Annotated in this window: 20 protein-coding genes; 13 read left to right on the forward strand and 7 right to left on the reverse strand. The window is 70.8% G+C overall.

The genetic code is table 11. The features are described from left to right. Window positions 1–7: 7 nt before the first annotated feature. From ACIRP7_RS04495 to ACIRP7_RS04505, 3 genes are all read right to left on the reverse strand, one after another. Window positions 8–1,681, reverse strand: a complete 1,674-nt coding sequence (locus ACIRP7_RS04495) for a penicillin-binding transpeptidase domain-containing protein (RefSeq protein ID WP_403653825.1) — start codon at window positions 1,679–1,681, stop codon at window positions 8–10. Window positions 1,682–1,776: 95 nt separating this feature from the next. Next, window positions 1,777–3,399 carry a penicillin-binding transpeptidase domain-containing protein gene (locus ACIRP7_RS04500; RefSeq protein WP_403653828.1) on the reverse strand — a complete coding sequence of 541 codons (1,623 nt, stop codon included), beginning with the start codon at window positions 3,397–3,399 and terminating at the stop codon, window positions 1,777–1,779. A 126-nt stretch (window positions 3,400–3,525) separates the two neighbouring features. Further along, window positions 3,526–5,265 carry a dolichyl-phosphate-mannose--protein mannosyltransferase gene (locus ACIRP7_RS04505; RefSeq protein WP_403653831.1) on the reverse strand — a complete coding sequence of 580 codons (1,740 nt, stop codon included), beginning with the start codon at window positions 5,263–5,265 and terminating at the stop codon, window positions 3,526–3,528. Between the two features lie 85 nt (window positions 5,266–5,350). Between ACIRP7_RS04505 and rsmI the strand changes: the two genes are divergently transcribed. From rsmI to ACIRP7_RS04545, 8 genes are all read left to right on the forward strand, one after another. Next, window positions 5,351–6,199: a 16S rRNA (cytidine(1402)-2'-O)-methyltransferase gene (gene rsmI / locus ACIRP7_RS04510; protein ID WP_403653834.1), complete on the forward strand. Its 849-nt coding sequence runs from the start codon at window positions 5,351–5,353 to the stop codon at window positions 6,197–6,199. 246 nt (window positions 6,200–6,445) lie between these two features. Then, entirely contained in the window at window positions 6,446–6,838 is a 393-nt protein-coding gene (locus ACIRP7_RS04515; RefSeq protein ID WP_403653836.1) for a hypothetical protein, read from the forward strand. Between the two features lie 46 nt (window positions 6,839–6,884). Then, window positions 6,885–7,769, forward strand: a complete 885-nt coding sequence (locus tag ACIRP7_RS04520) for a TatD family hydrolase (RefSeq protein ID WP_403653839.1) — start codon at window positions 6,885–6,887, stop codon at window positions 7,767–7,769. Window positions 7,770–7,887: 118 nt separating this feature from the next. Then, window positions 7,888–9,243 (forward strand): ubiquitin-like domain-containing protein, encoded by a 1,356-nt coding sequence (locus ACIRP7_RS04525; protein ID WP_403653842.1) that lies wholly within the window; start codon window positions 7,888–7,890, stop codon window positions 9,241–9,243. A 35-nt stretch (window positions 9,244–9,278) separates the two neighbouring features. Further along, window positions 9,279–10,154, forward strand: a complete 876-nt coding sequence (rsmA, locus tag ACIRP7_RS04530) for a 16S rRNA (adenine(1518)-N(6)/adenine(1519)-N(6))-dimethyltransferase RsmA (protein ID WP_403653845.1) — start codon at window positions 9,279–9,281, stop codon at window positions 10,152–10,154. Beyond that, window positions 10,151–11,050, forward strand: a complete 900-nt coding sequence (locus tag ACIRP7_RS04535; protein ID WP_403653848.1) for a 4-(cytidine 5'-diphospho)-2-C-methyl-D-erythritol kinase — start codon at window positions 10,151–10,153, stop codon at window positions 11,048–11,050. Before rsmA ends, ACIRP7_RS04535 begins: the two co-directional genes overlap by 4 nt. A 49-nt stretch (window positions 11,051–11,099) precedes the next feature. Further along, window positions 11,100–12,902, forward strand: coding sequence for an ABC-F family ATP-binding cassette domain-containing protein (locus ACIRP7_RS04540; RefSeq protein ID WP_403653851.1), 1,803 nt, complete (start codon window positions 11,100–11,102; stop codon window positions 12,900–12,902). A gap of 232 nt (window positions 12,903–13,134) precedes the next feature. Beyond that, window positions 13,135–13,827, forward strand: coding sequence for a LuxR C-terminal-related transcriptional regulator (locus tag ACIRP7_RS04545; RefSeq protein WP_403653853.1), 693 nt, complete (start codon window positions 13,135–13,137; stop codon window positions 13,825–13,827). A gap of 332 nt (window positions 13,828–14,159) precedes the next feature. Here the strand turns inward: ACIRP7_RS04545 and ACIRP7_RS04550 are convergent, their stop codons facing one another. Both ACIRP7_RS04550 and ACIRP7_RS04555 read right to left on the reverse strand, forming a co-directional pair. Then, a complete protein-coding gene (locus ACIRP7_RS04550) occupies window positions 14,160–14,462 on the reverse strand; it encodes a hypothetical protein (RefSeq protein ID WP_403653856.1) in 303 nt (100 codons plus the stop codon). 21 nt (window positions 14,463–14,483) lie between these two features. Then, window positions 14,484–16,181: a sodium:solute symporter family protein gene (locus tag ACIRP7_RS04555; RefSeq protein WP_403654249.1), complete on the reverse strand. Its 1,698-nt coding sequence runs from the start codon at window positions 16,179–16,181 to the stop codon at window positions 14,484–14,486. 111 nt (window positions 16,182–16,292) lie between these two features. Between ACIRP7_RS04555 and galT the strand changes: the two genes are divergently transcribed. From galT to ACIRP7_RS04575, 4 genes are all read left to right on the forward strand, one after another. Continuing rightward, window positions 16,293–17,354: a galactose-1-phosphate uridylyltransferase gene (galT, locus tag ACIRP7_RS04560; RefSeq protein WP_403653859.1), complete on the forward strand. Its 1,062-nt coding sequence runs from the start codon at window positions 16,293–16,295 to the stop codon at window positions 17,352–17,354. Beyond that, window positions 17,351–18,319 carry a UDP-glucose 4-epimerase GalE gene (gene galE / locus ACIRP7_RS04565; protein WP_403653862.1) on the forward strand — a complete coding sequence of 323 codons (969 nt, stop codon included), beginning with the start codon at window positions 17,351–17,353 and terminating at the stop codon, window positions 18,317–18,319. The genes galT and galE overlap by 4 nt, the downstream gene beginning before the upstream one ends. After that, window positions 18,319–19,473, forward strand: coding sequence for a galactokinase (galK, locus tag ACIRP7_RS04570; RefSeq protein WP_403653865.1), 1,155 nt, complete (start codon window positions 18,319–18,321; stop codon window positions 19,471–19,473). Before galE ends, galK begins: the two co-directional genes overlap by 1 nt. Window positions 19,474–19,561: 88 nt before the next feature. Further along, window positions 19,562–20,350: a hypothetical protein gene (locus ACIRP7_RS04575; protein WP_403653867.1), complete on the forward strand. Its 789-nt coding sequence runs from the start codon at window positions 19,562–19,564 to the stop codon at window positions 20,348–20,350. Here the strand turns inward: ACIRP7_RS04575 and ACIRP7_RS04580 are convergent. Next, a complete protein-coding gene (locus ACIRP7_RS04580) occupies window positions 20,340–20,798 on the reverse strand; it encodes a GNAT family N-acetyltransferase (RefSeq protein ID WP_403653870.1) in 459 nt (152 codons plus the stop codon). The genes ACIRP7_RS04575 and ACIRP7_RS04580 overlap by 11 nt on opposite strands. A gap of 272 nt (window positions 20,799–21,070) precedes the next feature. On the opposite strand from ACIRP7_RS04580, the gene ACIRP7_RS04585 reads away from it, so the two are divergent. Continuing rightward, the gene (locus tag ACIRP7_RS04585; RefSeq protein ID WP_403653873.1) at window positions 21,071–21,838 is read left to right on the forward strand and encodes a LuxR C-terminal-related transcriptional regulator; all 768 of its coding nucleotides are present in this window, start codon (window positions 21,071–21,073) and stop codon (window positions 21,836–21,838) included. Here the strand turns inward: ACIRP7_RS04585 and ACIRP7_RS04590 are convergent. Then, window positions 21,797–22,294 carry a MarR family transcriptional regulator gene (locus ACIRP7_RS04590; RefSeq protein WP_352388327.1) on the reverse strand — a complete coding sequence of 166 codons (498 nt, stop codon included), beginning with the start codon at window positions 22,292–22,294 and terminating at the stop codon, window positions 21,797–21,799. The genes ACIRP7_RS04585 and ACIRP7_RS04590 overlap by 42 nt on opposite strands. Window positions 22,295–22,308: the final 14 nt, after the last annotated feature.

The raw sequence follows: 22,308 nt of genomic DNA on the forward strand, positions 1-22,308 counted from the left end.
TGCGGGCTCAGCCGCCCGTCTTCAGCAGGGTCGCCACGATCGGGCCCGCCGTGTCACCGCCGTGGCCGCCCGCCTGGACCACGCCCGCCGCCGCGAGGTCGCCCCGGTACGCCGTGAACCAGCCGTTCGGCTTCTTCTGGCCGTCGACCTCCGCGGAGCCGGTCTTCGCGCCGACGTTGCCGTACACCCCGGACATCGCCTCGGCCGCCGTGCCGTAGCCCGCCGTGTACGCCATCAGCTCACGCAGCTGCGACAGCGTGCCCGAGGACATCGTCCGCGAGGCGGTGGCCAGCGTGCGGCCGTCGACCGAGGGGGAGACCAGGTAGGGCTGCTTGAAGGTGCCCGACTCGACGGTGGCGGAGACCGACGCCATGTTCAGCGGGTTCATCCGCACCCCGCCCTGGCCGATGAGCGAGGCCGCCTTCTGGGCCGCGCTCTGCACCGGCACGGAGCCGTCGAAGGACGGGACGCCGATCGCCCAGTTGTCCATGGACAGGCCGAAGACCTGCTGGGCCTGCTTGGTCAGGCTGTCGTTGTCCAGCTTGCCCGCCTGGCTGATGAAGGCGGTGTTGCAGGAGCGGGCGAAGCTCGCCTTGAAGGTGCCGCCCTTGATCTCGAACTTGTCGTCGTTCTGGAACTTCCAGCCGCCGTACGTGAAGTACTTCGGGCACGGGTGCGCCTTGTCCGGCGAGGCGAGATCCTTCTCGATCAGCAGCGAGGAGGTGATGACCTTCATCGTGGAGCCCGGGGCGAGGGAGCCCTGGAGGGCGGTGTCGAAGCCGTGGCTCGCGTTCGCCACCGCGAGGATCTCGCCGGTCGACGGACGCAGGACCACGACGGAGGACCGCGCCTGCTTGGCGACCTGCGCCTCGGCCGCCGCCTGCAGCGTCGGGTTCAGGGTGGTCTTCACGGTGCCCGGGGTGCCCTTGCTGAGCTCCACCAGCGTCTTGTCGGAGGACTTGGAGTCCTTCCCGCGGACCACCCGCAGCTCGATGCCCGCCTTGCCGCCGGCCTTCTTGCCGTACTTCTCGCGCAGGCCGTCCAGGACCGTGCCGAGCGACGGGTACTTCGCCTCGGTGATCTCGCCGCCGTCCCGGTCGACCGCCTTGATCGGCGGGGTCCCGGACTCCCCGGTGACGAGAGTGTCCCCGTCCTTCAGGTCGGGGTGCACGACCGAGGCGGTCCAGCCGACCCGCGGCTTCCCGGTGGCGGTGTCGCGGACGACGGTCAGTGCACTGTCGTACGTCAGCGGCTTGCTGGTGCCCTTGTACGTCACCGTCGCCTTGACGGAGAAGGGCACCTTGTCGCCGGCGCGGGTGCCCGGGGTGAGGGTGACGCCGGTGAGGTGGGCGTCCTTGGTGTAGCCGGTGAGCAGGGCGGTGGCGGCCTTGGTGTCGCTCGTCGCGGCGGCCGCCGCGCTCACCCTGCCCTGCTGCCAGGAGGTGAGGAAGGTGGTCGCGGTGGTGGTGACCTCGGTCGCCGACAGCGGGCCGGTCTTGACCTTCGGCTTGTGGTCCGCGGCGGACGCGGACGTGTTCTGCGTCCGGTCGTCGGCCGCTGCCCCGGCGCCGTACAGCGCGTAGCCGCCGAGGCCGGCGCCGGCGACGACCACGGCGATCATCCCGCCGACCACGGCGGGCCTGGTCTTCCGTCGCTCGGCGACGCGCCTTCTGTTACCCACGACTTACGCTTCCTCCGCGCTTCTCAGGGTCCCCGTTGCCCTCATGCACCTCAACGACTGCCACAGCCTAGAGTCCCTGTCCTGCGCGGGTGACGTCAGCCGGCGGCTCGTAGCACAGCTGCGACAATCGGGCCGGCCGCGTCGCCGCCGTGGCCACCCTCCTCCGTCATGGCCGCCGCGGCCATGTCGTCGCGGAAGCCGGTGAACCAGCTGTTGGACACCTGCTGTCCGTCGACCTCCGCGGAACCGGTCTTCGCGCCGATGTCCCCGCCGAGCCCCGCCATCGCTTTGGCCGCCGTGCCCTGGGTCGCGGTGAGCCGCATCATCTGCTTCAGCTGGGAGGCGGTGTTGTACGGCAGCCCTTTCGCGGTGGCCAGTTCACGGCTGTCGAGCTTCGGCGAGACCAGGTAGGGCTGGCGGAAGGCGCCGGTGATCGCGGTGGCCGTCACCGAGGCCATGTTCAGCGGGTTCATCTGGACCTGGCCCTGGCCTATCGCGCTCGCCGCGCGGTCCGGACCGCTGACCGCGGGCACCTTCCCGTCGAAGGAGACGATGCCGGTCTTCCAGTCCTCGCCGATCCCGAACCGGTTCTGGGCCTCCAGCGTCAGCGAGTCGTCGGTGAGCGGCTTCTCGTCGATCAGCTTGATGAAGGCGGTGTTGCAGGACCGCATGAAGCTGTTGGCCAGCGAGGCGTTCTCGTTGGGCTGCATGCCGGTGAGGTTCTTGAAGGTCTGCCCCTGCCACACGGCGTCCGGCGGACAGGGGGCCGGGCCGTTCATCGAGGTGACGCCGTTGTCGATGAGCATCGCGGCGGTGATGATCTTCATGGTGGAGCCGGGGGCCTTGGTGCCCTCGAAGGCCGCGTTGAAGCCGTCCGTACGGTTGTTGGCCACGGCCAGCACCTCGCCGGTGCTGGGCTTGACGGCGACGACCGACGACTGGCCGTACAGCTTCACGGCCTTCTCCGCGGCTGCCTGCGCGCTCGCGCTGATGGTGGTCTGCAGCTTCCCCGCCCGGCCCTCGGCGAGGGTCAGCAGCGAGGTGTCGGGGCTCTGGTCCGGGTGCTTGATGACCAGCTCGATGCCGGGGGTGCCGCCGGCCTCACTGCCGTACCTCTCGCGCAGGGCGTCCAGGACCGGGCCGAGCGAGGGGTACTTCTCCTTGGTCAGCACCTTGCCGTCGCGGGCCACGGCTTCGATGGACGGGTTCGCGGACGCGCCGGTGACGAGCCGGTCGTCCCGCTGGAGCTTCGGGTACACCAGGGAGGGTTGCCAGTCGACGAGCGCCTTGCCGGTGGTCACCCCGCGCACGACGGTCAGCTTGCTCGTGTACGCCAGCGGCTTCGACTTGCCGTCGTACGACACCGTCGCCTTCACGCTGTACGGCACGGTCGCGCCGGTCGCCCGGCCGGGCGTGATGTGCACCCGGCCGATGTGCGCGTCCGTCCCGTAGGCCGTCAGCAGCACCTCGGCCGCCGTGCCGTTGTTCGTCAGTGCGGCCGCGCTCGCCGCGTCGCCCTTCTCCCAGGCGGCGAAGAAGTCCTTGGAGGTCTCCTCGACCTCGTCGGCGGTGGGGGGCCCGCTCCGCTTGGTCTCCCCGACCCCACCGCTCCCGTCGTCGCTCAACGCCGACACGAAGTTGTACGCCCCGTACCCGGCCCCGCCGACCATCACGGCGAACACCGTGCTGACGACAGCGACCTTCACCCCCTTGGCCATGGTGTGGCCCCCTCCCCGATTCACCCCGTTGTTGTGGGAACTCTAAGCGGGAGGTGTGGCGGGCGGGGTGTGAGTTTCGGGATTGGCCGGAGCAAGTGCTCAATCACATACGTGAATATCGGCCCGCTATACCCAGGTGTCCAGCCACATCCGCGACCGCCAGTCGTCGATCGGGATGCTCGTGCCGGTGTACAGCGGCCAGAAGTAGATGAAGTTCCAGGTGATCAGCAGGACCAGGACTCCGGCCGCCGTGGCGCCTGCCACCCGGCGGGTCTCGGTGGCGCGTGGCGGGCCGAGGAGGGCGCCGACAAGCATGGCCACGGCCAGGCAGAGGAAGGGCAGGAAGACGATCGTGTAGAAGAAGAAGATCGTGCGTTCCTGGTAGTTGAACCAGGGGAGGTACCCGGCCGCGATCCCGCAGGCGATGGCGCCGGCCCGCCAGTCGCGGCGGAAGAACCAGCGCCACAGGACGTACAGGACCGCGAAGCAGGCGGCCCACCACAGCAGCGGTGTGCCGATCGCGAGGACCTCACGCGCGCACTTCTCGCCCGCGTTCACCGGGCAGCCGTCGGTGCCGGGGGCGGGGGACTCGTAGAAGTAGGAGACCGGGCGGCCGTCGACGATCCAGCTCCACGGGTTGGACATGTACGTGTGCGGCGAGGACAGGTGGACGTTGAAGTTGTAGACCTCGTGCTCGTAGTGGACCAGGCTGCGCCACCAGTCGGGCAGGAAGGTCCAGCTGCCGCCCTTGCCGTCGGTCGCCGCCCAGTTTCGGTAGTAGCCGCCGCTGCCGTTTGCGGGGGAGAGGATCCAGCCGATCCACGAGGTGAGGTAGGTGATCACCGCGACCGGCACCATGGCCAGGAACGCGATGCCGAGGTCGTACATGAGGACCGCCAGGTAGGGCCGGCGGGCCCCCGCGACCTTGCGGGAGCCGACGTCCCACAGGACCGTCATGATGCCGAAGGCGATGAGGAAGAACACGCCGTTCCACTTGGTGCCGATGGCCAGGCCGAGGAGCAGGCCCGCCAGCCAGCGGTAGGGGCGCAAACCCAGGAACAGGGTGTCCGCGACGTGCGCGTCGGGGCGCACGAGGCCGGAGGAGTCGACCGGCAGCGCGGCGGCGAGTTTCTCCCGGGCCCGGTCGCGGTCGATGACCAGACAGGCGAACGCGGCGAGCACGAAGAACATCAGCACACCGTCGAGCAGCGCGGTCCGCGCCATCACGAAGGCCAGGCCGTCCACGGTCATCAGCGCGCCGGCCAGGCAGCCGAGGAACGTGGAGCGGAAGAGGCGGCGGCCCACCCGGCACACGATCAGCACCGACAGCGTCCCCAGCAGCGCCGTCATGAACCGCCAGCCGAACGGGTCGAACCCGAACATCAGCTCGCCGAGCCCGATGACGTACTTGCCGACCGGCGGATGCACGACATAGGCGGCGTCCGTCGGCAGCGCGACGTGCCCGTTCGAGGACAGGATCTGGCTGTCGACGTTCTTGCCCCAGCTGAGCTCGAAGCCGCGGTGGACGAGCGCCCACGCGTCCTTGGCGTAGTACGTCTCGTCGAATATCACCTTCTTCGGGCTGCCCAGGTTCCAGAACCGCATCAGCCCCGCCACCAGCGTCACCAGCAGCGGACCCAGCCAGCCCGACCAGCGCGTGACCCGCTCGGCGAGCGCCCCGGGCACGCCCAGGACCTGCCACATCCGCGGGCTCGGCGCCACGAAGGGCGGCACCAGGCGCTCACGCACATCACTGCCGGCCTCGGCCGTGTAGCCGAAACGGCGCAGCCTCTGCTGCCACGACGGCCGCCGGTCCTGGGGGGCCTGGTCCTGCCGGGTGTCTGTGGAGGACGCGGTACTGGTCACCGCGCCATCGTAAGGAACGGCGCTGTGTGAGTCCCGTGCATGGGCGGATGCGTCCGCTTCGAGGCGTCCCTGGGAGGATGGGGACGTGACTGGAACCCTTGTCTTGGCGGGCACCCCCATCGGCGACATCGCGGACGCTCCTCCCCGGCTCGCGGAGGAACTGGCCGGGGCCGACGTGGTCGCGGCCGAGGACACCCGTCGGCTGCGGCGGCTGACCCAGGGGCTCGGCGTGACGCCCAAGGGGCGGATCGTGTCCTACTTCGAGGGCAACGAGGCCGCCCGTACGCCCGAACTCGTCGAGGAACTCCTCGGCGGCGCGCGCGTGCTGCTCGTCACCGACGCCGGGATGCCCTCGGTGTCCGACCCCGGGTACCGGCTGGTGGCCGCGGCCGTGGAGAAGGACATCCGGGTCACCGCCGTACCGGGACCGTCCGCGGTGCTCACCGCGCTCGCGCTGTCCGGGCTGCCCGTGGACCGGTTCTGCTTCGAGGGGTTCCTGCCGCGCAAGGGCGGGGAGCGGCTGTCGCGGCTGCGGGAGGTCGCCGACGAGCGGCGCACCCTGGTGTACTTCGAGGCTCCGCACCGGCTCGACGACACCCTGGCGGCCATGGCCGAGGTGTTCGGGGCGGAGCGGCGGGCGGCGGTGTGCCGGGAGCTGACGAAGACGTACGAGGAGGTCAAGCGGGGGGCGTTGGGCGCGCTCGCCGAGTGGGCCGCGGACGGGGTCCGGGGGGAGATCACCGTCGTCGTCGAGGGGGCGCCCGAGAAGGGGGCCGGGGAGATCGACGACGTGGAACTGGTGCGCAGGGTGCGGGTGCGCGAGGAGGCGGGGGAGCGGCGCAAGGAGGCCATCGCCGCGGTGGCCGTCGAGGCCGGGGTCCCCAAGAGGGTCGTTTTCGATGCGGTCGTCGCGGCGAAGAACGCCACTGGCTGACATGCCGCATGAGGTGGGTCACACCCCCTCTGAGCAGGGCGCATGACTTCTGAGCGTGCGCCCCATGTGCTCGCAAAGCGGTGTCTCGGAATGCAAAGCTCCGGGCCCCCTGGCGGGGCGGTTTGGCAAGCAACGTCCAAATCGGCTCCAACAGTCGGCAGGGCTGTCGCCTTCGTGCCGCGGGAGGCGTCCACTGGGGTGAGGGACGTACCCGTCCTTCGAACCAGCGGACACACAGGAGCTGGAATGAGCGAGATCGCAGGGCACCCCGGTGCGACAGCAGTCGTCAACGAGTCCTACTCCTTCGCCTGCATGCGCTGCGGGCACGGGTGGGAGCAGTCGTACGAGATAGAGCACCACGTCGACGGCGACGGCCGCGAGTTCGTGCAGTACATGGTCGACGGACGGGTCGTGCCCTCGCCGCTCTCCAGGCCCGCGTGCGAGAACTGCGACCACCACGTCGTACGGATCATGCGGCCCGGCCGGGTCGCCTCCGCCCGTGACGCGGCGCACCGCGGGCAGCCCGCGCCCCCCGCCGGGCCCGTGCAGGCGCCGGCGGCCGGGGGCGGGGCGTCCGCCCAGGAGCACCACTGGCACCTGGCCGACCTGCTGCACGTCTTCCAGCGCAAGGCGAGCTGACCGCTCCGGCATCCGGGTGGGCATGCCCCTTTCGTAGGATCGGGGCATGCCTTCGAACAGCCCCCGCGAGAAGAACGCGGCCCCGCCGCTCCCGGCGCCCCTGCGGGTGCCGGTCGCCGACTCCCACACCCACCTGGACATGCAGGACGGGACCGTGGAGGAGGGGCTCGCGAAAGCCGCGTCGGTCGGGGTGACCACGGTCGTCCAGGTCGGCTGCGACGTGAGGGGCTCCCGCTGGGCGGCCGAGACGGCGGACCGGTACGACGCCGTCCACGCCACCGTCGCCCTGCACCCCAACGAGGCGCCCCGCATCGTCCACGGCGACCCCGACGGCTGGTCCAGGCAGGGGGCGCGCAAGGCGGGGGGCACGGCGGCGCTCGACGAGGCGCTCGCGGAGATCGACCGCCTGGCCGGACTCCCGCAGGTCAAGGGCGTCGGCGAGACCGGCCTCGATTACTTCCGCACCGGGCCCGAGGGCAAGGAGGCGCAGGAGGCGTCCTTCCGCGCCCACATCGAGATGGCCAAGCGGCACGGCAAGGCGCTCGTCATCCACGACCGGGACGCCCACGCGGACGTCCTGCGCGTGCTGAAGGAGGAGGGCGCCCCCGAGCGCACCGTCTTCCACTGCTACTCCGGTGACGCCGAGATGGCGCAGATCTGCGCCGCCGCCGGATACTTCATGTCCTTCGCCGGCAACGTCACCTTCAAGAACGCCCAGAACCTGCGGGACGCGGTGGCGGTGGCCCCGCTGGAGCTGTTGCTGGTGGAGACGGACGCGCCCTTTTTGACGCCGGCGCCGTACCGCGGACGGCCCAACGCCCCCTATCTCATTCCGGTCACGGTGCGCGCCATGGCCGCCGTGCGCGGCATCGACGAGGACGCGCTGGCCACGGCGCTCGCCGCCAACACCGCACGCGCCTTCGGGTACTGACCCCCTCGAACGTAACTCCGGGTAGCCGAGTCGCTTTGGAGAGTGACGGTCGCTCCGTTAGGTTCTGTGGGCCCGATCCGGACCCCTCTGGACCCCTCGGCCCCTGGAGCGTGTCGGCGTGAGCAACTCGCAGTACGAGACGTATCAGGCGTACGAGCCGTACGAACCCCTGCCGTACGGCGGTTTCGACGCGCCCCCCACTGATCCGCACACCGTGGAGACCCTCGCGTACGGCGTGTACGGGGTGCCCGACGCGGCGCCGACGCTGCCGTACGAGGACACCTACCGGCCCGCGTACGAGGCCCCGGAGCCGGCCCTTCCGCAGCAGACGGCGGGGCGGCGGGCGGCCCGCCGGCGTCGGGCGCGGTACACCGAGCGGCCGGACAGCGCGATGCGCCGGCTGCTTCCGCAGGCGCTGGTCGTCGCGTTCCTCGCGGGCGGCACCACGGCCTTCGTAGCCAAGGACAAGGCGATCGAGCTGAGCGTGGACGGCAAGCCGCGCACTCTGCACACCTTCGCGGACGACGTGAGTGAACTTCTCGCCGAGGAGGGCGTCGCCATGGGGGCGCACGACGTGGTCGCGCCCGCGCCCGGCGAACCGCTCGCCAGCGGGGACGAGGTCGCGGTCCGGTACGGGCGTCCCGTGCGGCTCACCCTCGACGGGCACCGGCGTGAGGTGTGGACCACGGCACGGACCGTGGACGGGGCGCTCGAACAGCTCGGGGTGCGAGCGGAGGGCGCGTATGTGTCCACCTCGCGCTCCCGGCGGATCGGACGGGAGGGGCTCGCGCTCGACGTGCGGACCGAGCGGTCCGTGACGATCATGGCCGACGGCCGGGCGCGCACGATCCGGACGAACGCGGCGACCGTGGCGGAGGCCGTCGAGCAGGCCGGGGTCACGCTGAGCGGGATGGACACCACCTCGGTGGCGCCGGGCAGCTTTCCCCGTGAGGGGCAGACCGTCACGGTGCTGCGGATCACCGCGACGAGGGAAGTGCGCGAGGAGCAGATCCCCTTCCGCGTACAGCGGAGCGAGGACGCCACCGTCTTCAGGGGCACCGAGATCGTGGAACAGGCGGGCCGGCCGGGGATCCGGCGGGTCACGTACTCCCTGCGCACCGTCAACGGCGTGAAGCAGAGGCCGCGGCGACTCAGGACCGAGGTGGTGCGCGAGCCACGGGACCAGGTGGTGAGAGTCGGAACGAAACCGATGCCCACCTCCGTGCAGGGCGCGGACCACCTGAACTGGCAGGGCCTGGCGCACTGCGAGTCCGGCGGCCGCCCGAACGCGGTGGATCCCTCGGGGACGTACGGCGGCCTCTACCAGTTCGACACCAGGACCTGGCAGGGGCTGGGCGGCTCGGGACGACCGCAGGACGCCCCTGCCGCGGAGCAGACGCTCCGGGCGAAGAAGTTGTACGTACGGCGCGGGGCGAGCCCCTGGCCGCACTGCGGCGGCCGGTTGCACGGGTGAGTGAAGCACCACCCCCGCCCCGTACCCTTGGGGCCGTGAGCAGCAGCCCCTCCCCAGACGCCCTCCTCGGCCCCGCCGACATCCGTGAACTCGCGGCCGTCCTAGGGGTCCGCCCCACCAAACAGCGCGGCCAGAACTTCGTGATCGACGCGAACACGGTCCGCCGTATCGTCAGGACCGCAGGCGTCCGCCCCGACGACGTGGTGGTGGAGGTGGGGCCCGGGCTCGGCTCGCTCACCCTGGCGCTGCTGGAAGCGGCCGACCGCGTCACCGCCGTCGAGATCGACGACGTACTCGCCTCCGCGCTGCCCGCCACCATCGCGGCCCGCATGCCCGACCGCGCGGACCGGTTCGCGCTGGTGCACTCCGACGCCATGCACGTCACCGACCTGCCCGGCCCCTCGCCGACCGCACTCGTCGCGAACCTTCCCTACAACGTCGCCGTACCCGTGCTGCTGCACATGCTCGACACCTTCCCGGGCATCGAGCGCACCCTCGTCATGGTGCAGGCCGAGGTCGCCGACCGGCTCGCCGCGCCGCCCGGCTCGAAGGTGTACGGCGTCCCGTCCGTGAAGGCCAACTGGTACGCCGAGGTCAAGCGGGCCGGGTCGATCGGCCGCAACGTCTTCTGGCCGGCGCCGAACGTCGACAGCGGGCTCGTCGCGCTCACCCGCAGGACCGAGCCGATCAAGACCACCGCGTCGAGGCGCGAGGTGTTCGCCGTCGTGGACGCCGCCTTCGCCCAGCGCCGCAAGACCCTGCGGGCCGCGCTCGCCGGGTGGGCGGGTTCGGCCGCGGCCGCCGAGGCCGCCCTCGTGGCGGCCGGGGTCTCGCCGCAGGCCCGCGGCGAGGCGCTCACCGTCGAGGAGTTCGCGCGCATCGCGGAAAACAAGGAGCCGGGTCAGCAGTGAGCGTCACCGTCCGCGTCCCCGCCAAGGTCAACGTCCAGCTCGCGGTGGGCGCCGCCCGTCCCGACGGCTTCCACGACCTGGCCAACGTCTTCCTCGCGGTCGGCCTCTACGACGAGGTGACCGTGACGCCGGCCGAGGGGCTCCGCGTCACCTGCTCCGGTCCGGACGCCGGCCAGGTGCCCCTGGACCGTACGAACCTGGCGGCGCGCGCGGCGATCGCCCTCGCGGAGCGGCACGGTCTGGATCCCGCCGTGCACCTCCACATCGCCAAGGACATCCCCGTCGCCGGCGGCATGGCGGGCGGCAGCGCGGACGGCGCCGGCGCGCTGCTGGCCTGCGACGCGTTGTGGGGTACGGGTGCCTCCCGCGGCGAACTGCTCGACATCTGCGCCGAGTTGGGCAGTGACGTGCCGTTCAGTCTGGTCGGCGGGGCCGCGCTCGGCACCGGGCGCGGGGAGAAGCTCAGGACGCTCGACGTCGGCGGCACCTTCTCGTGGGTGTTCGCGATGGCCGAGCGCGGGCTGTCGACCCCGGCCGTCTTCCGGGAGTTCGACCGGCTCACCGAGGGCCTCGACGTCCCCGAGCCCGTCGCCTCCGAGCACCTGCTCGACGCGCTGGCCGGGGGCGACCCGGACGCGCTCGCCGCAGCCGTCTCCAACGACCTCCAGCCCGCCGCCCTCTCGCTCTTCCCGGAACTCGCGGGCACCCTCGCGGCCGGAAGCGCCGCGGGCGCCCTCGCCGGACTCGTCTCGGGATCGGGCCCGACCACGGCCTTCCTCGCCCGCGACAGCGAGGCGGCGGCGAAGATCGCGGACGCCCTGCGCGCCTCCGGCACCTGCCGGGCGGTGCGGGTCGCGTCGGGGCCGGCGCCGGGTGCGACGGTGATCGGGGCGTAGCGGGCGGACTACCCTGGAGGGTCGATCGATCCCCCTGGGCAGGAGAGAAATGGCCGTCAATCTGGTCAATGTCGAGAACGTCAGCAAGGTGTACGGCACCCGTGCCCTGCTGGACGGTGTCTCGCTCGGCGTCTCCGAGGGTGATCGCATCGGCGTCGTGGGCCGCAACGGCGACGGCAAGACCACCCTGATCCGCATGCTCGCCAAGCTGGAGGACACCGACACCGGACGCGTCACGCACTCCGGCGGACTGCGCCTCGGGGTCCTCACCCAGCACGACTCCCTCGACCCGGCCGCCACCGTCCGGCACGAGGTCATCCGGGACATGGCCGACCACGAGTGGGCCGGCAACTCCAAGATCCGCGACGTGCTGACCGGACTGTTCGGCGGACTCGACCTGCCCGGCTTCCCGCAGGGCCTCGACACCGTCATCGCGCCGCTCTCCGGTGGCGAGCGCCGCCGTATCGCCCTCGCCAAGCTGCTCATCGAGGAACAGGACCTGATCGTCCTCGACGAGCCCACCAACCACCTCGACGTCGAGGGCATCGCCTGGCTGGCGAAGCACCTGCGCGAGCGGCGCTCGGCGCTCGTCTGCGTCACCCACGACCGGTGGTTCCTCGACCAGGTCTGCACGCGCATGTGGGACGTGCAGAAGGGTGACGTCTTCGAGTACGAGGGCGGGTACTCCGACTACGTCTTCGCGCGTGCCGAGCGCGAGCGGATCGCCGCCACCGAGGAGACCAAGCGGCAGAACCTCGTCCGCAAGGAGCTGGCCTGGCTCAGGCGGGGCGCCCCCGCCCGTACGTCCAAGCCGCGGTTCCGCGTCGAGGCCGCCAACGAGCTCATCGCCGACGTGCCGCCGCCGCGGGACAGCAGCGAGCTGATGAAGTTCGCGTCGACGCGGCTGGGCAAGACCGTCTTCGAGCTGGAGGACGTGACCGTCCAGGCCGGGCCCAAGGTCCTGCTGAAGCATGTGACCTGGCAGTTGGGCCCCGGGGACCGGATCGGTCTCGTCGGGGTCAACGGGGCCGGGAAGACGTCCTTGCTGCGCGCGATGGCCGAGGCCGCGTGGACGGAGGGCGAGACCCAGCCCGTGGGCGGCCGGGTCGTGGTCGGCAGGACCGTCAAGCTCGCCTATCTCTCGCAGGAGGTCGCCGAACTCGATCCCGCGCTGCGGGTGCTGGAGGCCGTCCAGCAGGTGCGGGAGCGCGTCGACCTCGGCAAGGGGCGCGAGATGACCGCCGGGCAACTGTGCGAGACCTTCGGCTTCAACAAGGAGAAGCAGTGGACGCCGGTCGGGGACCTGTCCGGTGGTGAGCGGCGGCGGCTCCAGCTGCTGCGGCTGCTGATGGACGAGCCGAACGTGCTGTTCCTGGACGAGCCGACGAACGATCTGGACATCGAGACGCTGACCCAGCTGGAGGACGTCCTCGACGGCTGGCCCGGCTCGATGGTCGTCATCTCCCACGACCGGTTCTTCGTCGAGCGGACGACCGACCGCGTCTTCGCGCTGCTCGGGGACGCCAGCCTGCGGATGCTGCCCCGGGGCATCGACGAGTACCTGGAGCGACGGCAGCGGATGGAGGAGGCGGCCGCGGCTTCGGCGCCGGTGGTGGTGAAGCCGGTGGCCGAGAAGAGCTCCGCGGATCAGCGGACCGCCAAGAAGGAGCTCCAGAAGATCGAGCGGCAGCTCGACAAGATCTCCGAGAAGGAGAGCAAGCTGCACGCCCGGATCGCCGACAACGCCACCGACTTCGCCAAGGTGGCCTCCCTCGACGCCGAGCTGCGGGATCTCGCCGGGGAGCGGGAAGAGCTGGAGATGCGGTGGCTGGAGCTGGCCGAGGACGCGTGAAGGTGCGGCACGTGAAGGTGCGGCACATCCTCCTCGAACGACAGGAAAGCCAGGAATTCAGTCCTTCCGGGACACTTCTCACCGGTAAGGGAAGCGCAACGTCGAACTAGCGTGTAGCTTCCGGGGGCATGGAGGGCGGGGGTGCCGGGAGAGTGCCTCTGTCCGTGCGGATCAGTGAGCATCCATAGTGGGGCCTTCACGCGGATCCATGGGGGGACTGGGGGGTTGCTCGATGGGAGTTCGGCTCATGGTGGTCGACGACCACCGATTGCTCGCCGAGGCGCTGGCCTCGGCGTTGAAACTGCGCGGGCACCGGGTGCTCGCGGCGGCCGCGCCTGCCGCGGGGGCGGCGGAGCTGGTGATCAGCCGGGCGCCCGAGGTGTGCCTGCTGGGGACGGCCACGCCGGCCGAACCAGGGATGTTCGACCCGGTCGTGAAGATCAAGCGGGAGCGGCCGCAGGTGGCGGTGCTGGTGCTGGGGCCGGTGCCCAGCCCTCGGGGGATCGCCGCCGCTTTCGCCGCGGGGGCCTCCGGTTATGTGCGGCACGACGAGCGGATCGAGGGGGTCGAGCGGGCGATCATGAAGGCCCGGGCAGGGGAGGCGGCGGTCGCCCCGCAGTTGCTTCAGGGGGCCTTCAGTGAGCTGCTCAATCCCGCGGCCCAGCCGGACGACGAGGGGCAGCGGCTGCTGCAGATGCTGACGCCTCGGGAGGTGGAGGTGCTGGTGCGGGTGGCCGACGGGGAGGACACGCGGCTGATCGCGGCGGGGATGGGGATAGCGCCGTCCACTGCTCGCACGCATGTGCAGCGGGTGCTGATGAAACTGGGGGTGGGGTCTCGGTTGGAGGCGGCGGCGTTGGCTGCGCGGACGGGGTTGTTGGACCGGGCCGGCCCTGTGGGCCAACGGCAGCCTCCGGCGGTTTGACGGGTTCGGGTTCGGGTTCGTCTGGTGCGGGTCCGGTGGGGCCGGGTGTTGTGCGCAGTTCCCCGCGCCCCTGAATGCCTGCGGCGGCCCGTTGCGGTCCGGGGGGTGCCGGGGTGGAGGGGGAGTCCGTACGTGGGTGCACGAGTCCCACCCGGGGGCGCGGGGAACTGCGCGACCAGCCCCCACCGGCCCGCAGCCGCCCGACCACCTCCCCGGCACCCTCGCGCCCGGTTCAAGCCCAGCGCAGCGGCACCGCGGGGAACTGCGCGACCGGCCACGACGTACCCGCAGCCGCCCGACAACCTGACCCGGCATCTCCCTAGGCGCTGTCGCTACTCGGTCGGTTCCTCCCCCGGTGTCGCCTTCGGTACCGGCGGCGGCGTCGGGCGCATCTTCAGCCAGACCAGGAAAAAGATGCCCAGGAACAGCATGCCGAGGCCGGTCCAGAGGTTGATGTTGATGCCCTCTGCCTTGTCGAGCGTGGCGTCGGAGGGGTTGATGCCGGCGATCGTGACGATGATGCCGTAGAGGACGAACAGGCCGCCGATGATGCGGCGCAGGTCGAAGATGCGGGCCGCGGTGGCCGACTTGGCCTGGAGTTCGGAGACTTCCCGCTGGACGTCGTGTTCGGACATGGTTCCTCGATTCGGCCGGGATCAGAACGAGAACGGGATGTAGCAGACGGCCGCCAGCACCACCGCGCCCCAGCCCAGCAGGGCCGGCCTGCGGTACCAGGCGTCATCGCCGACGGCGGGGGGCTCGGTCATGCCGGGGGACGTCGTGCCGTAGACGAGGCCCTGGAGTTCCTCGGCGGGCTTGGGGGCCGTGAACAGGGAGACGGCGATCATCACGACCGCGCCCGCCACGAAGCCCACGATCGCGGAGACGAAGTTGGCGCCCTGGTCGGAGGGGATGTCGATGATGCCCTGCTTGTAGATCCAGAAGTAGTTCACCATCGCCGCGACCGTGCCGGCCAGCAGGCCCCAGAAGCCGGACTTCACGGACGCGCGCTTCCAGAACATGCCGACGATGAAGACGACGAACATCGGCACGTTGAAGAAGGAGAACAGCGTCTGGAGGTAGCTCATGATGTTCGAGAAGGACGAGGCGAGGAACGCTGTTCCCACTGACGCGCAGACGCCGATCACCGTGATCAGGCGGCCGAAGCGGACGTAGTACGTGTCGTCACGGCCCCGCACCACGTAGCGGCCCCAGATGTCGTTCGTGAACACCGTGTTGAAGGACGAGACGTTGGCGGCCATGCCCGCCATGAAGGCGGCCAGGAGACCGGTGACCGCGATGCCCAGGACGCCGTTCGGCAGGAGCTGTTCCATCAGGTAGGGGATGGCGTCGTTGTACTGGTAGCCCGAGTCGGCGGTGCCGAAGCCGGGGATCAGGGCCGCCGCCGTCAGGCCCGGGATCATCACCAGGAACACCATGAAGATCTTGGGGAAGGCCGCGATGAGGGGCGTGCGCTGGGCCGCGCTCAGGTTCTTCGCCGACAGCGCTCGCTGGACCTCCGCGAAGTTCGTCGTCCAGTAGCCGAAGGACAGGACGAAGCCGAGGCCCAGCACGATCGTCAGCCAGTTCGCGCCCAGCGGGTTCGCGCTGCCGATGCCCGTACCGCCCCAGGCCGTTGTGAAGTTGGCGCCGTGCTCAGCCGTCAGCTTGTCGGTCAGGCCGCCCCAGCCGCCGACCTTCTTCAGGCCCAGGACGACGAGAGGGATCAGGGCCGCCAGGATCACGAAGAACTGGAGGACCTCGTTGTAGATCGCGGAGGACAGGCCGCCGAGGGTGATGTAGGCGAGCACGAAGGCGCCGGCCACGACGATGGCCACCCATTGCGGCCAGCCCAGCAGGGCCTCGACCACGATCGCCAGGGCGTAGAGGTTCACGCCAGCGATCAGGATGGCCGCGAAGGCGAAGAGTGCCGAGCTGAGCAGGTGGGCCCACTTGTCGAAGCGCAGCAGGAGCATCTCGGGAACCGAGCGCACCTTGCTGCCGTAGTAGAAGGGCATCATCACCAGGCCGAGGAAGACCATGGCCGGGATGGCGCCGATCCAGTACCAGTGGACCGTGTAGGCGCCGTACTGCGCGCTGTTGGCGGCCATCCCCAGGATCTCCGTGGCGGCCAGGTTGGCGGAGATGAAGGCGAGACCCGTGATCCAGGCCGGCAGTGAGCGGCCGGAGAGGAAGAAGTCCAGGCTCGTCTTCACCGAGCGGCGGGCCGCGAAGCCGATGCCGAGGACGACGACGAAGTAGATGCCGAGGATCGTGTAGTCGAGCCAGTTGGTGGGGAGCTTCAGCTCGGCCGCGAGGTATGCGGTTTCTACGCCTTTTGTGGGGTTTTGCATAGTCAGCAATTGAACACCTCGACTGATGCGCTTTGTTTGATTCCGATGTTGACGCGACTGCGCGGTTATGGTTACTTGTGTTTAGTTATGTTTGACTGAAGGAGTCCAGCGGTGAAGAAGACCTCGACCCGGCTGGCCGACGGTCGCGAGCTCATCTACTACGACCTGCGCGACGACACCGTCCGCGACGCCGTGGACCGGCGGCCGCTGGAGCGGACTGTCACCACGTCCGAGGTTCGTCGGGATCCGCTGCTCGGCGACTCCGTGGCCATCGCCTCGCACCGACAGGGGCGCACCTACCACCCGCCCGCCGACGAGTGCCCGCTGTGCCCCTCGCAGGGTGAGCGGCTGAGTGAGATCCCGGACTCGTCGTACGACGCCGTGGTCTTCGAGAACCGTTTCCCCTCGCTGGCCGGCGACTCGGGCCGTTGTGAGGTCGTCTGCTTCACCTCGGACCACAACGCTTCCTTCGCGGACCTCACGGAGGAGCAGGCACGGCTCGTCCTGGACGCATGGACCGACCGGACGTCGGAGCTGTCGCATCTGCCCTCCGTGGAGCAGGTCTTCTGTTTCGAGAACCGGGGTGCGGAGATCGGTGTGACCCTGGGTCACCCCCATGGCCAGATCTACGCCTACCCCTTCACCACGCCGCGCACCGCCCTGATGCTGCGTTCTCTCGCGGCCCACAAGGAGGCGACCGGAGGGGAGAACCTCTTCGACGCCGTCGTGGCGAGCGAGCTCGCCGGTGAGCGGGTCGTCCTGGAGGGGGAGCACTGGGTCGCCTTCGTGCCCTACGCGGCGCACTGGCCGTACGAGGTGCATCTGTATCCCAAGCGCCGGGTGCCGGATCTGCTCGGCCTGGACGAGGAGGCCCGCACAGAGTTCCCCAAGGTCTATCTGGAACTCTTGAGGCGCTTCGACCGGATCTTCGGGGAGAGTGAGCCTTCCACGCCGTACATCGCCGCCTGGCACCAGGCGCCTTTCGGTCAGCTGGAGGAGTTCGAGGGCGTGAGCCGCGACGACTTCGCGCTGCATCTCGAGCTTTTCACCATTCGCCGTACGTCCGGCAAGCTGAAGTTCCTCGCGGGCTCCGAGTCGGGCATGAACGTCTTCATCAACGACATCAGTCCGGAAGCCGCGGCACAGCGACTGCGAGAGGTAGCGAGTTCATGAAGTACCTGGTGACAGGTGGCGCGGGGTATGTCGGCGGGGTCGTGGCCCAGCACCTGCTGGAGGCGGGGCACGAGGTCGTCGTCCTCGACAACCTCTCCACCGGCTTCCGCGAGGGTGTCCCGGCCGGGGCCGCCTTCATCGAGGGTGACATCCGCGACGCCGCCAAGTGGCTCGACCGCTCCTTCGACGGCGTGCTCCACTTCGCCGCGTCCTCGCAGGTCGGCGAGTCGGTCGTGAAGCCCGAGAAGTACTGGGACAACAACGTCGGCGGCACCATGGCGCTGCTCGGCGCGATGCGCGAGGCCGGTGTCAAGAAGCTCGTCTTCTCCTCCACGGCCGCCACGTACGGGGAGCCCGAGGAGGTGCCGATCGTCGAGTCGGCGCCCACCAGGCCCACCAACCCGTACGGCGCCTCCAAGCTCGCCGTCGACTTCATGATCACCAGCGAGGCGAACGCGCACGGCCTCGGTGCCGTGTCCCTGCGCTACTTCAACGTGGCCGGCGCGTACGGAAAGCAGGGCGAGCGGCACGACCCCGAGTCGCACCTCATCCCGCTGATCCTCCAGGTCGCCCAGGGCAAGCGGGAGGCGATCAACGTCTTCGGCGAGGACTACCCGACCCCGGACGGCACCTGCGTGCGCGACTACATCCACGTCGCCGACCTGGCCGAGGCCCACCTCCTCGCGCTGAAAGCCGCCGAGCCCGGCGAGCACCTCATCTGCAACCTCGGCAACGGCGAGGGCTTCTCCGTCCGCCAGGTCATCGAGACCGTCCGCCAGGTCACCGGCCACCCGATCCCCGAGGTCGTGGCCCCGCGCCGGGGCGGCGACCCGGCCACCCTGGTCGCCTCCGCCGCCACCGCCCGCGAGAAGCTGGGCTGGAACCCGTCCCGCACGGATCTCGCGGGAATCGTCGCGGACGCGTGGGAGTTCGCTCAGACCATCAGCGCAGCAAGGGAGCAGTAGTGGCGGCACAGCAGGTCCGGGACGGTTTCGTCGAGCTGTACGGAACCGAGCCCGAGGGTGTCTGGGCGGCGCCGGGCCGCGTCAACCTCATCGGTGAGCACACCGACTACAACGACGGCTTCGTGATGCCCTTCGCGCTGCCGCACACCGCGGTCGCGGCCGTCTCCCGGCGCACGGACGGCGTCCTGCGCCTGCACTCCTCGGACGTCGAGGGCGGGGTCGTGGAGCTGCGCCTCGACGACCTCGCCCCGGAGAGCGACCGGAACTGGACCGCGTACCCGGCCGGGGTCGTCTGGGCACTGCGCGAGGCCGGACACCCGGTCACCGGCGCGGACGTCCACCTGACCTCCACGGTCCCCGCGGGCGCGGGCCTGTCCTCCTCGGCGGCCCTGGAGGTCGTCGTCGCGCTCGCGCTGAACGACCTCTACGACCTCGGTCTCCAGCGCTGGCAGCTGGCCCGGCTGTGCCAGCGCGCCGAGAACGTCTACGTCGGCGCCCCCACCGGGATCATGGACCAGACCGCGTCCGCCTGCTGCGAGGCCGGCCACGCCCTGTTCCTCGACACCCGGGACCTCTCCCAGAAGCAGATCCCCTTCGACCTCGCCGCCGAGGGCATGGTCCTGCTCGTCGTCGACACCCGCGTCAAGCACTCGCACAGCGAGGGCGAGTACGGCAAGCGCCGTGCGGGCTGCGAGCGGGGCGCGGCACTGCTGGGCGTGGACGCGCTGCGGGACATCCCCTACGGCGAGCTCGACGTGGCTCTCGACCGGCTCGGCGACGACGAGGAGGCCGTACGCCTGGTCCGCCACATCGTCACCGAGGACGAACGGGTCGAGAAGACCGTCGCCCTGCTGGAGTCGGGCGAGACCCGCGCGATCGGCCCCGTGCTGATCGCCGGACACGCCTCGCTGCGCGACGACTTCCGGATCTCCTGCCCGGAGCTGGACCTGGTCGTCGACACCGCCCTCGCCTCGGGCGCCCTGGGCGCGCGGATGACCGGCGGCGGCTTCGGCGGCTCGGCGATCGTGCTGGCGGAGGCGGCCGACGTGGAGACGATCACCAAGGCGGTCCAAGAGGCCTTCGCCGGGGCGGAGTTCACCGCTCCGCGGGTGTTCGAGGCGGTGCCCTCGGCCGGAGCTCGGCGCCTGGTCTGAGACCGACCGACCGCTGTTTTGCCCGGCTTGATCCGAACTTGGGGAAAGCCGGGCCTCTCCCTGACATACGCCCCAGTAACGTCGGAGCGTGAGTCGAGGGCACCTTCGCATCCTGTCGGCGACCGGCATCGGCTGCTACGCGCTCGCCGCGATCGTCGGCTTCTACCTCCTGGCGGACCACCAGGGCTACGGTCTTCTGGTGCCCCTGTGGATCGCGCACGGCGTGCTCCTCGCCCTGCTGCTGACGAAACTGTGCGCGGACGGGACGGGCCTGTCCGCGGCACTGCTGGTGGTGGGCGCCTCCCTGATGGCCGTCCACATCGCCGACCTGGCCCGCGACGACCTCACCCTGGAGCGGCGGGGCGAACGGATCACCGCCACCGTCGTACGGGACTGGCCCGCCCCGGACCGGGGGCGCCAGGCGGACACCTACGACTACGCCCTCGCCCGCCGCGACGGCAGCAGGCTCCCGGGCCCCGCCCTCCAGGCCGGCTCCGGCAGCTTCGCCGTGGGGCAGACCGTCACCGTGCTCGCGGACCCCGAGGGCGTCCTGCGTCCCCGCATCCCGGGCGACGCGGACGCGACCGGTGACGTGCTGGGCGTGGGGGCGCTGGCGCTGATCGCGCTCGGCGTCGTCGCGGCCACCGCCCGCCGGGGCGCGACCGTCGCCCGTCGGCGGGAGGAGCGGTCCAGGGTGGCGGAACAGGAACACACGCTCCGCGAGGCACTGCGCACGGCCTCGGCCGACGACCACGGGGTCATCGAGGTGCACCCCGCGCACTACCCCGACGTCTCGCACCGCCGCGCGGCCGGTATCGCCGGGCAGCTGGGTCTGGAGCCGGCGGACGAGCCGGGCTCCTGGCGCTTCAGACGGTGAGCCGCTTGGTCAGCGTGTACTCCGTGGCCCCCGGCGGATAGTCCGGGATCACGCACACCACCTCGTAGCCCTGCTTCCTGTAGAACTCCGGCGCCTGGAAGTCCCACGTCTCCAGGCGTACGGCGGTGCAGCCGCGGCCGCGCCGGGCCATGCGCTCCGCCCGTGCGAGCAACTGCGAACCCAGGCCCGCCCCGCGGTGCCGTCCGTCCACCCACAGGTAGGTCACGTGCAGCCAGCTCGTCCAGGTGTGGCCGACCAGTCCGCCCGCGAGCTCGCCGGAGTCGTCCAACGCCCAGACGTGGAGCGGAAGTTCCCGTTCACCTGGGGTTCCGCGCAGCGCGCGCAGCACCGGGGAGGCCGCCGTGTTGGTGTCCCGCAGCCGCTTGCGGAGCAGATCCTGCCGGGCTTTGTCGACTTCTGTCTCCAGACGAAACATGCGGCTCACCATAAACGCAGCGGACAGCCAGTTCTGCAAATAACCTTCCGCTCCTGCCCCCCGGCCGTACCCTGATGAACAGCACCGGTGGGGGCCGGTGCTGATCAGGGGGCGAGACAGTCGGGTACGGCGCCCGAAGTGGGGGTAGCAGTTCTTGCGCGGCGGCGGCCGTGCGGCCATCGTGCTTCGGGCGTCGTACCCGCGGCGGTGTCGTCCCCGAGTCGTCCTCAGACGAAGACGATGGGGTATCCCCTGCTCTTCGAGAGCTTGGGGAAGGGGGTTTCGTGGTTCGCATCCGAGTCCTGGTCGTCGACGACCATCGCATCTTCGCCGAGTCGCTCGCCGCCGCACTGGCGGCCGAGCCCGACGTGGAGGTCTCCGCGGCCGGCAGCGGTCCCGCCGCGCTGCGCAGTCTGGAGCGCGCGGCCGCCGAGGGCCGCCGTTTCGACGTGCTGCTCGTCGACGCCGATCTGGGCGGCAACGTCCAGGGCATCAGGCCCGCCGTGTCGGTGCCGGACGCCAACGAGGACGGGCTGGTCGACGGCATATCGCTGGTCGCCGGGGTCCGTACGGGGCAGCCGGCGGTCCGAATCGTCGTGCTTGCCGAGAAGGACGAACCGCGGCGGGCGGCGCTCGCCCTGCAGGCCGGCGCCTCGGGCTGGGTGGCCAAGGACTGCTCGCTGTCCCGGCTGCTCACCGTCATCCGGGGGGTGCTGCGCGACGAGACGCATCTGCCGCCCGCCCTGCTCACCGGCGTGCTGCGGGAGCTCACCGCCGCCCGCAAGCACCGCACCGAGAGCGAGCGGCTGGTGGAGTCCCTCACCCCGCGCGAGCGGGAGGTGCTGCGCTGCATGGTGGCCGGGCTCGGCCGCAAGGCGGTCGCGGAGAGACTGTTCCTGTCCCCGCACACCGTGCGCACCCACATGCAGAACGTCCTCGGCAAGCTGGGCGTCCACTCCACCCTGGCCGCCGTCGCTCTGGCGCGGCGCGCGGGCGTGGGGCCGGTGGACCTAGCCGGGGATGTTGTCGAACGGGGCGGTCAGCTGGCGTAGCAGCCCGGCCAGTTCCCCGCGCTGGGCGCGGGAGAGCTCGGCGAGGATCGCGCGCTCCTGTTCCAGCAGACCGGCGAGGGCCTGGTCCGCGCGGTCCTGGCCGTCCTCCGTGAGCCGGACCAGCACCCCGCGCCGGTCGCTCGGATCGGGCAGCCGCTCCACCAGGCCCTTCTTGGCCAGCCGGTCGATGCGGTTGGTCATGGTGCCCGAGGTGACCAGGGTCTGGGTCAGAAGCTGCCCCGGCGAGAGCTGATACGGCGTCCCCGCTCGTCTGAGCGCGGTCAGTACGTCGAACTCCCAGGGCTCCAGGCTGTGCTCCGCGAAGGCCAGCCGGCGTGCCCGGTCCAGATGCCGGGCCAGTCTGCTCACCCGGCTGAGCACCTCGAGCGGTTCCACGTCGAGGTCAGGGCGCTCCCGGCGCCACGCAGCGACCAGCCGATCGACCTCGTCCTCCATGACGATCAGTGTAG

This window comes from Streptomyces sp. NPDC102270 (genome assembly GCF_044766405.1).
Taxonomy (GTDB): domain Bacteria; phylum Actinomycetota; class Actinomycetes; order Streptomycetales; family Streptomycetaceae; genus Streptomyces.